General features: G+C 29.8%; 9 protein-coding genes. All 9 read left to right on the forward strand.

Going from position 1 to position 13,212, the window contains the following annotated elements:
• Window positions 1-134 precede the first annotated feature (134 nt).
• Genes dnaN through DEFDS_RS00045 form a run of 9 tightly spaced genes read left to right on the forward strand, consistent with a single transcriptional unit; the run spans window position 135 to window position 13,104 of the window.
• Window positions 135-1,244, forward strand: coding sequence for a DNA polymerase III subunit beta (dnaN, locus tag DEFDS_RS00005; protein ID WP_013006761.1), 1,110 nt, complete (start codon window positions 135-137; stop codon window positions 1,242-1,244).
• Window positions 1,244-2,245, forward strand: a complete 1,002-nt coding sequence (locus DEFDS_RS00010; RefSeq protein WP_013006762.1) for an AAA family ATPase — start codon at window positions 1,244-1,246, stop codon at window positions 2,243-2,245. Before dnaN ends, DEFDS_RS00010 begins: the two co-directional genes overlap by 1 nt.
• Window positions 2,224-4,611, forward strand: coding sequence for a DNA topoisomerase (ATP-hydrolyzing) subunit B (gene gyrB, locus DEFDS_RS00015; RefSeq protein ID WP_231841019.1), 2,388 nt, complete (start codon window positions 2,224-2,226; stop codon window positions 4,609-4,611). Before DEFDS_RS00010 ends, gyrB begins: the two co-directional genes overlap by 22 nt.
• 9 nt (window positions 4,612-4,620) lie before the next feature.
• Complete coding sequence (gene gyrA, locus DEFDS_RS00020) at window positions 4,621-7,029, forward strand: DNA gyrase subunit A (RefSeq protein ID WP_013006764.1); 2,409 nt, start codon at window positions 4,621-4,623, stop codon at window positions 7,027-7,029.
• Window position 7,030: 1 nt separating this feature from the next.
• Entirely contained in the window at window positions 7,031-7,885 is an 855-nt protein-coding gene (gene folD / locus DEFDS_RS00025) for a bifunctional methylenetetrahydrofolate dehydrogenase/methenyltetrahydrofolate cyclohydrolase FolD (protein ID WP_013006765.1), read from the forward strand.
• A 6-nt stretch (window positions 7,886-7,891) separates the two neighbouring features.
• Window positions 7,892-9,220: a tRNA uridine-5-carboxymethylaminomethyl(34) synthesis GTPase MnmE gene (gene mnmE, locus DEFDS_RS00030; protein ID WP_013006766.1), complete on the forward strand. Its 1,329-nt coding sequence runs from the start codon at window positions 7,892-7,894 to the stop codon at window positions 9,218-9,220.
• Between the two features lie 27 nt (window positions 9,221-9,247).
• Window positions 9,248-11,119, forward strand: a complete 1,872-nt coding sequence (gene mnmG / locus DEFDS_RS00035) for a tRNA uridine-5-carboxymethylaminomethyl(34) synthesis enzyme MnmG (protein WP_013006767.1) — start codon at window positions 9,248-9,250, stop codon at window positions 11,117-11,119.
• Window positions 11,094-11,708 carry a 16S rRNA (guanine(527)-N(7))-methyltransferase RsmG gene (rsmG, locus tag DEFDS_RS00040; RefSeq protein ID WP_013006768.1) on the forward strand — a complete coding sequence of 205 codons (615 nt, stop codon included), beginning with the start codon at window positions 11,094-11,096 and terminating at the stop codon, window positions 11,706-11,708. The genes mnmG and rsmG overlap by 26 nt, the downstream gene beginning before the upstream one ends.
• Entirely contained in the window at window positions 11,647-13,104 is a 1,458-nt protein-coding gene (locus tag DEFDS_RS00045; RefSeq protein ID WP_013006769.1) for a tetratricopeptide repeat protein, read from the forward strand. Before rsmG ends, DEFDS_RS00045 begins: the two co-directional genes overlap by 62 nt.
• Window positions 13,105-13,212: the final 108 nt, after the last annotated feature.

Here is a 13,212-nt window from a genome sequence, read left to right on the forward strand (position 1 = left end):
AAACAGTTTTAATAAAGTTAATCACATTAAAAAAATTTGTTAACGTGTTTTAAAATATAAAAAATTTATACTTGTAAACATTTCCAAAATACTGTATTACTATTATTACTATAAATACTTATAGGAGTAATATAATGAAATTCAAATGTATAAAAAACGATCTCCAAGAATTGGTTCAACATGCAAACAATTTTACAACAACAAAAAATATAAATACAGTACTTCAAAACTTATTTATAGAAGCAGAAGGAAATACAATAACAATAAAATCAACCAATTTACAAACTGCTTTCACAGGTAAATTTGAAACCGAAATAATAGAATCTGGGACAACAACCGTTCCTGCAAAAAAACTCTTAGAAATTTTAAAAGAATTACCTGATGGAAACATTATAGATGCAGAATTTACAGGTTCAAAATTAGTAATTAAATCCGGTAAATCAATATTTACACTTTCCACAATATCACCCGAATATTTTCCAACAGTAAGCGAAATTGTACCAGAATACTTCATCAGGCTAAAATCGGACGTCTTTAAATCCATGCTAGAAAAAGTAAATTTTTGTATCTCAAATGATCACTCAAAAGTTGAATATACAGGGGGACACATAAAGGTATTTGGAAACAAAATAGAGTTATCTGCAGCAGATTTCCAAAAAATAGCAATTGCTGAATCAAAATTTGATGAAGAATTTTCCGACGAATTTACAATAAATGTTCCTAAAAAAACTGTAAACGAACTAATAAAGCTACTTGACTACAGCGAATATGTAGAAATAGAAACTGACAAAAAACAAGCTCTGTTCAAAATAAATAACATAACAATATACACTAAACTAATCGAAAAATATATACAAAGCCTAAGCAAACTTTTTGATATACAACCAAAAATTACAGTATCTATCCACAAAGAAAGCTTTTTAAACTCTGTAAAACGTGTTTCAACTCTTACAAGCGATATCACACATGCTGCAGTATTTTCTTTCAACACAGATAAGCTCGATATATACAGTTTGGAAACAGAATATGGCCAAGGGTACGAATCTATTGAAGGCATTACTTATGAAGGTGAACCAATCGAAATAATACTAAATACAAAACATGTAATAGAAGTAATGAACCACATAAATACAGAATATTTTACAATGAAAATGATCGGTAGAAAAAATCCAGTTCTTTTTTATCCAGATGAAGACTGGTATAAATATTTATTAACACCAATTTCAATTGAACGTCGAATTTAATGTTTTTAGATGAACTAAAAATTGTGAATGTCAGAAATATAGAACATTTAAGCATTAAATTTGACCATAAAAGAAACTATATAATAGGCGAAAATGGTTCCGGCAAAACAACTATCTTAGAATCGATAGTAACATCATTATACAGAAAAAGCTTTAGAACGAGCAAAATAGAGGAACTAAAAAGCATAAATAGCCCTTTTTTATCCATATCTAGTATTTTCATCAAAAATGGATTAAACTACACATTCACATTTAACTATTCTGATAAAAAAAAACTACATTTAATTAACAATAAAAAGATAGATAAGTTACTGAACATAATATCTCATTTTCCTTTAATTGTTCATTCACCATATTACGAAGGTTTAACAGATAAAAGCAACAGGAATAAACTCACATTTCTAGACAAAATAGTCATATTAGCGGATAAATCTTATAAAGAAAATTTATCTAAATTCAACAAACTTTTAAAACATAAAAGAAAATTAATAACTGAGAGCAATGATACAAAACTGATTAACACAATAAATGATCTATTATCCGAAATCTATGAACTTATTTATAAAAAAAGAAAGAATTTTTTAGAACAACTAAACATGAGATTAAAAGACTATGAGTCTACAAAAAAAATCTCAATAGAATTAAAAAAAAACAAAACTAAAGACGTTTTTTTAAATGAATTAGCACTAAAAAAGATACTACTGACACAATATTCACAAAAAATATACATAACTTCTGAAAACAAAAATATTGAAAATCTCTTATCTTTTGGGCAAAAAAAAGAGTTATCGATTTTTATAATATATTCTTTTCTTAAAATTATTGAAGAAATAATAAAAGATGGTATAATAATTCTTTTAGATGACTTTGAAGCTGGGTTAGATGAAAGTAAAGTAAAGAACTTTTATGAAATTTTTTCAGACAATCAATTAATATTAACCGGTGTAGATAATAAATATTTAAGCGGTATAAATACAATATGTTTAAAGGGAGTAAAATGAGCAAAAACAGTTACAATGAAGAAAGTATAAAGGTTTTAGAAGGTTTAGAAGCAGTAAGACAAAGACCTGGTATGTATATTGGCTCAGTAGACCACAGAGGTCTTCATCATCTAATATACGAAGTAGTAGATAATTCTATAGATGAAGCTTCAGCTGGTTTTTGTAAAAATATTTCAATAACCATACATATAGACAACAGCGTAACTATTGAAGATGATGGTAGAGGTATACCCGTTGGTATTCATCCTACAATGAAAAAACCAACCGTTGAAGTGGTAATGACTACTTTGCATGCAGGTGGTAAGTTTGAAAAGGGTGCTTATTATGCATCTGGTGGTTTACACGGCGTTGGTATATCTGTTGTAAATGCACTAAGCGAGTTTTTAGAGGTAACAGTAAAAAGGGATGGTGGTGTTTTTTTTCAGAGATACGAAAAAGGGAAACCTGTAACGAAGCTTGAAAAGATAGGTAAATCAAATAAAACAGGTACAAAAATAAGATTTAGGCCAGATATAGATATATTTGAAGATTTAGATTTTTCTCATGATGTATTACAAAAACGATTTAGGGAGTTAGCTTATTTAAACCCCGGTGTTAAAATAACTTTTAATGATGAAAGAATTGACAAAAAACAGGAATTTTTTGCTGAGGGTGGAATAGTTAGCTATGTGAAATATCTCAATAAAACAAAAAATACCTTATTAAAAGAACCTGTTTTTATTAAAGGTATTCATGAAGATGTATCTGTTGAAATAGCGTTTACTTACAACGATGGTTATAATGAGCAAATTTTATCCTTTGTTAATAATATACATACACATGAAGGTGGAACTCACGAAGCAGGTTTCAAAAACGCTTATACAAGAATCTTTAACAATTTTATAGCTAAAAATAATCTTTTAAAGCAAAAGGTGTCTTTAACAGGCGATGATATTAGAGAAGGGTTATCCGCTGTTATTTCTGTAAGGTTGCATGATCCTATTTTTGAAGGTCAGACTAAAGGTAAACTTGGATCTACTACTGCTAAAACAGCTGTTGAAAATGTTATGAACAGCACTTTACCCGATTTTTTTGAAAAAAATATAAATTATGTAAAAATAATTTTAGATAAGGCTTTGCAGGCATACAGAGCCAGAGAAGCTGCCAGGAAGGCAAAAGAGCTGACAAGAAGAAAAAATGCTTTAGAAATATCTACATTGCCAGGAAAATTAGCTGATTGCCAGGAAAAAGACCCAGACAAGGCAGAACTTTTTATAGTTGAGGGTGATTCTGCTGGTGGTTCAGCTAAGCAATGTAGGGACAGAAGATTTCAAGCTATTTTGCCATTAAAAGGTAAAATCATTAATGTGGAAAAGGCAAGATTTGATAAAATATTATCTAATGACGAAATAAAAGCGATGATTACCGCTTTAGGGACAGGGATTGGCCATAAAAACTTTGATATTAATAAGATTAGATATAAAAAAATAATAATTATGACAGATGCAGATGTAGATGGGGCTCATATTACCACTTTATTACTAACTTTTTTCTACAGATATTTAAGAGAGATTATAGAAAGAGGGTATTTGTATATTGCAAGGCCACCACTATATAAAGTAAAAAAAGGTAAAACTGAAAAATACATACACGATGAAAAAGAGATGGAAGATTTTATCTTTAAAAATATTATTGATAATATTGAGTTCCCTAATATTTCTAAAACTTCTTACAAAACAATTTTGAAGGGGTTAAAAAATTACATACAAATAAGGACTAAATACCTTAAAAAAGGTTTTACTAGGGAGTTAATTAATGCTCTTGCTGAGATTGATTCATTAACTAAAGATAGTTTATCTGACAAAACCTTTGTGGAAACTTTATATGATGAGCTTAATGAAAAAGGTATTTTAAAGCCTTACAACAAATCGTATATATCTTTTAATGAAGAGTTTGAAAAATATAATATTATTTTCGAAAAAGGGAGTGAAAAAGTAATAATAAACAGCGAGCTTATCGATTCTCCAGAATTTAGAGAGTTAAAGAGAAACTTTTTAAAGATAAAGCCGCTTGGTAAAAGACCATTTGAAATAACAATAGATGGTGAGAAAAGTGTATTTGATACATATGATGAGATGATGGAATCTTTGGAAGAAATAGGTTTAAAAGGGGTTTATGTTCAAAGATACAAAGGTTTGGGAGAGATGAACCCTCAGCAATTATGGGAAACTACAGTTGATCCGGAAAGACGGGTATTGTATAAAGTTAAAATAGAAGATGCAGAAGCAGCTGATGAGCTATTTTCATTGTTAATGGGGGATGTTGTTGGTCCAAGACGTGAATTTATTGAAGAGAATGCTTTAAATGTTAAAAATTTAGATATTTAAGAGGTATAAATGAAAGAGAAAGGGATTATCGAAGTTAATATCGAAGATTCTTTAAAAGATAGTTATTTAGATTATGCTATGAGTGTAATCATAGGTAGGGCACTACCTGATGTAAGGGATGGTTTAAAACCTGTTCATAGAAGAGTTTTGTATGCAATGTATGAAATGGGTGTTTTACACAATAAGCCTTATAAAAAATCGGCAAGAATTGTAGGGGATGTGATAGGTAAATATCACCCTCACGGTGATTCTGCTGTTTATGATACATTGGTAAGAATGGCACAAGATTTTTCAATGAGATATCCATTGGTAGATGGTCAGGGAAATTTTGGTTCCATAGATGGTGATTCAGCCGCTGCCATGAGATATACTGAAGTTAGGATGACCAAAATTGCAGAAGAAATGCTTTCCGATATTGATAAAGATACTGTGGATTTTTCACCGAACTATGACGGTTCTTTGAAAGAACCTGTAGTACTTCCTACTAGAATACCAAATATGCTTATAAATGGAACAAGTGGTATTGCTGTTGGTATGGCAACAAATATACCTCCTCATAATTTAACAGAAGTTATCGACGCTTTAGTTTATATTATAGATAACCCATCAAATACAGATGAAGAAATTTTAAATTTTATAAAAGGGCCGGATTTTCCAACATACGGCATAATATACGGTAAAGATGAGATTTTAAAAGCATATAAAACAGGTAAAGGCGTAATAAAAGTAAGGGCAAAGGTAAAGAAGGAAATAACCACAACAGGTAAAGAACTCTTAGTTGTGACAGAACTTCCTTATCAGGTGAATAAAGCTAATTTAATTGAAAAAATAGCTAATTTAGCAAGAGATAAAAAAATAAATGGGATTGTTGATTTAAGAGATGAATCTGACAGAGATGGTATTCGTATTGTTATAGAGTTAAAAAGAGGTGAAAATGCAGATATAATAATAAACCAGTTGTATAAATTTACACAAATGGAAATTGCATACGGTATAAATCTTGTGGGTATTGTAAATAATAAACCTAAGACTTTAACTTTAAGAGATCTATTAGAACAGTTTTTAGAACATAGAAAAGTTGTAGTTATAAGAAGAACAAAATTTTTACTAAAAAAAGCTGAAGATAGACTGCATATTTTAGAAGGTTTGATAAAAGCAGTTGAGAATATAGATGAAGTTGTTGCGCTGATTAAAAGTTCTAAAAATGCGGCAGAGGCAAAAGAGAAACTGATGAATAGGTTTGAATTATCAGATAAACAGGCTCAAGCTATTTTAGATATGAGGCTACACAGATTAACTGGGCTTGAAATTGAAAAACTTAGAAATGAATATAAAGAAACATTAAAAAATATTGAATTTTATAAGTCTATTTTGAATAACAAGTCAGTTTTAATGGGGATTATAAAGGAAGAATTAATTGATATTAAAAATAAATATGGGGATGAAAGAAGAACACAAATTGTAAATAGTTCGGAAGAAATAAATATTGAAGATCTAATTCCTGATGATGAAGTTGTAGTAACACTTTCTTATCAAGGGTTTATTAAACGTACTCCACTATCAAACTTTAAATCTCAAAAACGAGGTGGAAAAGGGAAAACAGGTGCCGGTAATGTCAAAGAAGATTTTATAAAGGATATTCTTGTAACTACAAACCATTCCACATTGATGTTTTTTACAAACAAAGGAAGAATTCATTATTTAAAGGTTTACGAATTGCCAGAGCTTGCTAGAGACGCAAAGGGTAAGTATATTGCAAATTTAATCTCCTTAGATAAGGATGAAAAAGTTGCAGCGATGATTTCCACTAAAGAGTTTGATAGAGATAGGTATATATTTATGTGTACTAAAGAAGGTATTGTTAAAAAGACATCTCTTGATGCTTTTAGTAGTGGTAGAAGTGGAATTATCGCTATAAAGCTTAGAGATGGGGATGAAATAGTAGATGCTTCATTAATTTCTAAAAACGATTCTATCTTTATATCCACAAGAAAAGGTAAATGTATTCAGTTTAACAGCTCCGAAGTAAGAAATATGGGTAGAAATGCTACTGGTGTAAAAGGGATAACGTTGACTAAAGATGATAAGGTCGTTTCAATGGAAGCGGTCAAGGGGGATCCACTTATTTTAACCGTTACTACAAAAGGATTTGGTAAATCTTCTTTAATTACTGATTATAGAATTCAATCAAGAGGTGGTAAAGGGATAAAATTATCAAAGGTTACAGAAAGAACTGGTGAAATAGTTGGTGCAAGACAGGTTAAGTTGGAGGATGATGTGATGCTGATTTCCAAGTCTTCAAAGGTTATAAGGCTCTCAGTTTCTGATATTCCTATTTTAGGGAGAGATACTCAAGGTGTGAAATTAATGGGTCTTGACGATGAAATAATATCTTTTGATGTAATAAGAGAGGATTAAGATGGCTATATTAATAGATGGTAAAAAAGTTTCAGAAAAGATTAGAGTTGATATTAAGGAGAAGGTGTTAAAATATAAAAAGACTCATGGAAAAGTTCCTGGACTTGCTGTAATTTTGGTTGGGAATAATCCAGCGAGTAAACTTTATGTGGAGATGAAAACAAAAGCTTGTGAAGAAGCTGGTATTTATTCCATAAATCATAGATTAAATGAAAATGTTACAAAGGAAGAGCTTATATATATTATTAAAATGTTAAATGAAAACCCGATGGTTGATGGTATATTGGTTCAATTACCTCTTCCTTCTCATATTGATGAGTTTGAAATTTTGGAGGCCATAGATTTTAATAAGGATGTGGATGGTTTTCACCCATATAATAATGGAAGGTTGGTAAGAGGTAATCCTCTTTTTTCACCGTGTACTCCATTGGGTGTAATAAAACTTTTAGAAGAGTACAATATAGATGTTTGTGGAAAGGATGTTGTAATTGTAGGTGCTGGGAATATCACTGGGAAACCTTTGGCTTCTATGTTGTTAAATATGAATGCTACTGTTCAAACATGCCATATTTATACAAAAAACTTAAAAGAGAAGACATTGAAAGCGGATATTCTTGTAACTGCTGTAGGAAAGCATAAGTTGATTACTGAGGATATGGTAAAAGATGGTGCAGTAGTAATCGATGTTGGCATCTGTAAGGTAGGGGATAAAGTTTGCGGAGATGTAGATTTTGAAAATGTTAGTAAGAAATGTTCTTATATTACCCCTGTTCCTGGCGGCGTAGGACCTATGACAATTGCAATGTTGTTATATAATACTCTTTTCTCTTTTGAAAGGAAACTTGGTTTAGTTTAAGGTATTATGGATACAATTGTAGCTCCAATTACTCCCCTGATGAGAACATCTGTAATAGTTATAAGGGTTTCTGGTCCAAGAGCTTTTGACGTAAGTAAATATTTGTATGTTTCTGGTAAAAAGATAAACGATTTTAAGCATAAATATGTGTATCATGGGGAGTTTATAGCTGATGACATTAAAGATGATGTTATCTTTTATGCATTTCATTCTCCAAACTCATATACTGGTGAAAATGTTGTAGAAATATCGTTCCATGGAAATCCAATTATTGTGCAGAAAGCATTAAAAAATATATACAAATTAGGGATTAGATTAGCAGAGCCTGGAGAGTTTACAAAACAAGCTTTTTTAAATGGGAAAATAGACCTCATTCAAGCGGAAGCGGTCTATGAATTGATTGATTCAAAGTCGGTTACCGGCATTTATTCTTCATATGAAAAGTTAAGAAGCGGAATGAGAGGAGAAGTTGATTTTATAAAGGAGAATCTTTTGGATATTTTAAGTGTAGTTGAAGCTTATATAGATTTCCCTGAAGAGGATTTATCAGATTTTGAATTAAAATATGTTTATGAGCGATTGGATAATATAATTTTTAAATTAGAGAAGCTTATTTCTACTTTTGAAACATTTAAGTATGTAAATGAAGGTGTAAAGATTGCAATTATTGGTAAGCCTAATGTGGGAAAGTCTTCATTGATGAATTATCTTTTAAGAGAGAATAGAGTAATTGTTTCTGATATCCCTGGGACAACAAGGGATGTAGTGGAAGAAGAGATTAATATTAAGGGTTATAATGTAAAATTAATAGATACAGCTGGTATTAGAAATTCTAATGATAAAATTGAAGTGATAGGTATTGAGTTTTCTAAAAATAAACTAAATGAAGCTAATATTGTTTTGTTTTTATTTGATTTAGAAAAAGGTGTTGATGAAGATGACTTACAAATAATGAATCTTGTTAAAGATAAAAATATTATTAAGGTAGCAAATAAACTTGATAAGAAGATGGTAGATATTGATTGTGATGTGGAGATATCGGTTAAAACTGGTGAAGGGGTAGATGATTTATTAAATATTTTAGAAAAACAGATAAAAAGTATTGTAGTTGTAAATGAAGACAATAAGCAGCTTTTATCTGAAAGACAGAGAGATGCTTTTTTGGAGATACTAAATCATATACAAGATATTAAAAAGAATTTTAATGTTTTAACACTAGATCTTTTAGCTGTTGATCTACATTTTTGTTTAAATAAAATTTCAGAGTTAACTGGTGAGATATATACGGAAGATCTTTTAAAAAATATTTTTGATAAATTTTGTATTGGTAAATGATGTTTCACGTGAAACAAAGGAGATATTATGAATCTTATTTATGATAAAACTTATGATGTTATTGTTGTTGGTGCTGGCCATGCAGGTTGTGAGGCAGCATTAGCTGCTGCCAGAATGGGAGCGAAAACCTTATTAATAACAATTTATGTAGAAACTATCGCCCAAATGAGTTGTAATCCAGCTATTGGTGGTCTTGCTAAAGGGAATATTGTAAAAGATTTGGACGCTCTTGGCGGAGAAATGGCTAAAAATATAGATGAAACAGGTATACAGTTTAAGGTTTTAAATAAAAAGAAGGGGCCTGCGGTTAGAAGCTCGAGAGCACAAGCTGATAAAAAGTTGTATAGAGAAAGAATGATTTCTGTTTTGATGGATCAAGAAAATTTGGATGTTAAACAGGGGGTTGTTACTGATATTGTTGTTGAAAATGATATAGTAAAAGGGGTTGTTGTAGATTACGGGCTTTATTTTAAATCAGATAAAGTTATTCTTACAACAGGTACATTTTTAAATGGACTCATACATATTGGAGATAAAAGGTATCCTGCAGGGAGAGCAAATGAGTTTGCTTCTGTAGATCTTGCTGAGGCTTTAAAAAGGTATTTTCCGCTTGAAAGACTTAAAACAGGGACACCTGCAAGACTTGATGCAGACACTATAAATTTTTCTGTTTTAGAAGAACAGCCAGGAGATAATGAACCGAAAATGTTTTCTTTCGAAAGCAAAGGGCCTAAATTACCTCAGGTATCATGTTATATTACGTATACTAACGAAAAAACTCACAGTATCATAAATGAAAATATGCATAGGTCACCTTTATATGCAGGTGTTATAAAAGGGATAGGACCAAGATACTGCCCATCAATCGAAGATAAAGTAAAAAAATTTCCAGATAAAAGTAGGCATCAGATATTTTTAGAGCCAGAAGGGCTTGATAGTAGAGAAATATATGCAAATGGTTTTTCCTCTTCTTTGCCTATAGATGTTCAGATAGCTATGTATAGAAGTGTAAAAGGGTTAGAAAATGTCGAGTTTGTGAGACCTGCTTATGCAATTGAGTATGATTTTGTACAACCAACAAATCTTTATCCAACGCTAGAAACTAAAAAGATAAAAGGGTTGTATTTTGCTGGACAAATTAATGGAACCACAGGTTATGAGGAAGCTGCTGGTCAAGGATTTGTTGCTGCTGTTAATGCTGTCCTTTCTTATGATAATAAAGAGTTTATTTTAGGAAGGGATGAGAGTTATATTGGGGTTATGATAGATGATTTGGTAACTAAAGGGGTGGATGAGCCATACAGGGTTTTTCATTCAAGGAGTGAATACAGACTGCTGCTAAGGGAGGATAATGCAGAGTTTAGATTGATTTCGAAAGGGTATGACCTGGGGCTTATTAGAAAAAGTAGGTATGAAAGATTTTTGAGAGAAAAAGAGATGTTTGAAAAAGAGATGAAAAGGCTTGATGAGATCAAAGTAAATCCTGATAAACATAATCAAGATAAACTTTCTAAGTATAATATTAAAATAAATAATCCGGTATCTTTAAAAGAGCTTTTACGCAGGCCAGAAGTTAGTTATGAAATAATAAAAGAGTTTTGGGGTGGTGTTGAAAATGAAAGAGTTGCTGAACAAATAGAAATTTCAGTTAAATATGAAGGTTATATAGCCAAGCAGATGCAAGAAGTTGAACGGTTTAGAAAGATAGAAAACGTTAGAATACCTGATACTTTAGATTTTTCAAAAATAAAGGGGCTCAGGAGAGAGTTTATAGAGAAATTTGAAAGAATAAAACCAAAAACGCTTGGGCAAGCATCAAGAATACCTGGTGTTACACCTGCAGCAATATCATTACTTCATATTTATATAGAAGATGAAAAGCGGAAAAGAAATATTTAAATCATTTTTCAGTGATGAGACTCTGATTGAAAAATTAGATATATTTTATGATCTGCATAAAAATGCAAAAATAAATTTGACAGCGATAAAGTATTATGACGAGTTTTATATAAAACATTATCTAGATAGTCTTTATATTTTCAAAACCAACAAATTTAGTTTCGATACATTAATGGATATAGGTTCTGGAGGAGGTTTCCCTGGTATTCCAATAGCTTTACTTTATCCAGAGAAAAAGGTATATTTAGTAGAGAGTATTTCTAAAAAAATAAATTTTTTGAAAGAAGCAATTGGTGTTTTGAAAATTAAAAATGTTGAGTTAATAAATGATAGATGTGAAAATTTAAAAGGTATAAATATTGATATGATTACTGCACGAGGTGTAGCCTCAGTTAATAAAATTCTTAAGTGGACTAAAAATGTTTCACGTGAAACAAAATATTATGTTTTATATAAAGGGGAAAAAGTTTTTGATGAGATAAAAGAAGCAAGGCCATTAATAAAAAAGATGGGATTGGAGATAAAAAATGTTAGAGTTGAGGAACCTTTTAAAAGGAGCTATATTATTCTTTATCGTAATATTAATTAGTTGTTCACCTGTTAATCCTAATTTGCAGAATAAATCAATAAAAAGCTATTCTACATTGTATTATATTACCAAAAAAGCTGATACGGATGATAAAAAGTTTTTCGAAAAATTGATTAAGCATGGTTCTGATACTGACAGGAAAAATGGGTATGTGTTACTTGGAGGTTATTATTATAAAATTGGAGAGTATGATAAAAGTAAGGAACTTTTAGAAAAGTATAAAGTGAAAGATGAATTTCTTGAATATGCAAGACATTTATGGTTATTTGATATATATATAAAAAGTAAAAATAAGAATGATTTAGATAAAATCTTTGTAAAAACATTAAAATTTAAGAATAAGGGTGGGCTTTCATCTATTATATGTTCACAATATTCCGTTAATCAAACAGGTAATGGCTGCTTAATTACAATTTATAATAAAACTTTTTCAAAAAAAGCTGAGATAAATAATAACTCTTCTTTAAAAGAAGTTAATTCTAAAGAAGTGATTGATGTAAAAAAGGGAACAGATAAAGTTGAAAATAATACTGATTTAGTTGGCGGTGAAAATCCAAACTTTGCTGAAGAAGAAAACAGTGTAGATGTTTTAGATGATAAAGTTATTTGCGTTAAAACAGACGATTTTAATGATAATGTGATAAAAGGGGTTCTGTTGAATATAAAACAGAATAATTTGGATATTAAAACTGATTTTAGTGATGATTGTAATGGTAGGTGGGTAATTAATACTGAAAGCAAAAAATTAGGTGATTTAAAATATAATGATATCATAGATTTCTCATTGAATTATGAAGAGGAATATCAAGAAATTTATAACTATCTTAGTTTAAATGAAATATATAATTTTTATGTTATTAGTAGTAAAATAGATAATGTTTCATCGGTTGAAATAATTAATGATGATAAAAACTATATTAAACAGTTTTTTATAACCTACAATGAAGAAATTGACAATGATACAGTTAGTAACTTTGTTTATATAGGGGATTATAGTGACACATTTATAAGTGTACCATTGATTAAATATTATGCGAAGTATCCTGATAAAGTTCATGTGATTGTAGGAACAGATTTTTTAGATAAAAAAGTTTTTGATGAAAACTTTAATGAATATTTTGTTAAAAGTATCATTGTTACACCTGTTTGTGTTGTATGTAATGAAGTAAACAAGCTTTTCAACAAAGAGTTTTTAGATTTTTATAATATGTCTCCAGATTTTGATTCTGCAGTGGGTTATGATATCGTAACTTATATAAAAAATGAATTAGATGGTTTATATCTTAAAAGTAATTATGTAAGTGGGATTAAAGGCATAAAAAATGATAGGGTATATAGGGAATATAATTTTTATAAAATTATAGGGAAAAATAGATTAATCAGAATGTTAAATTAGGTAGTTTTACACAATACAATAGGTGTCATTTTTTATAGAAAATAAATGATAACTATAAATTTAGAATTGAATTTCAATAAATATGTGGTAATCTTGAAATATAATCTT

This window comes from Deferribacter desulfuricans SSM1 (assembly GCF_000010985.1).
Classification (GTDB): domain Bacteria; phylum Chrysiogenota; class Deferribacteres; order Deferribacterales; family Deferribacteraceae; genus Deferribacter; species Deferribacter desulfuricans.

What these genes read in the sequence shown, in the direction of transcription:
- mnmE (WP_013006766.1), top strand. Translation starts at nt 7,892, where the DNA reads ATGGATACAATTGTAGCTCCAATTACTCCCCTGATGAGAACATCTGTA.
- DEFDS_RS00010 (WP_013006762.1), top strand. Translation starts at nt 1,244, where the DNA reads ATGTTTTTAGATGAACTAAAAATTGTGAATGTCAGAAATATAGAACAT.
- dnaN (WP_013006761.1), top strand. Translation starts at nt 135, where the DNA reads ATGAAATTCAAATGTATAAAAAACGATCTCCAAGAATTGGTTCAACAT.
- mnmG (WP_013006767.1), top strand. Translation starts at nt 9,248, where the DNA reads ATGAATCTTATTTATGATAAAACTTATGATGTTATTGTTGTTGGTGCT.
- DEFDS_RS00045 (WP_013006769.1), top strand. Translation starts at nt 11,647, where the DNA reads ATGTTAGAGTTGAGGAACCTTTTAAAAGGAGCTATATTATTCTTTATC.
- gyrB (WP_231841019.1), top strand. Translation starts at nt 2,224, where the DNA reads ATGTTTAAAGGGAGTAAAATGAGCAAAAACAGTTACAATGAAGAAAGT.
- rsmG (WP_013006768.1), top strand. Translation starts at nt 11,094, where the DNA reads ATGAAAAGCGGAAAAGAAATATTTAAATCATTTTTCAGTGATGAGACT.
- folD (WP_013006765.1), top strand. Translation starts at nt 7,031, where the DNA reads ATGGCTATATTAATAGATGGTAAAAAAGTTTCAGAAAAGATTAGAGTT.
- gyrA (WP_013006764.1), top strand. Translation starts at nt 4,621, where the DNA reads ATGAAAGAGAAAGGGATTATCGAAGTTAATATCGAAGATTCTTTAAAA.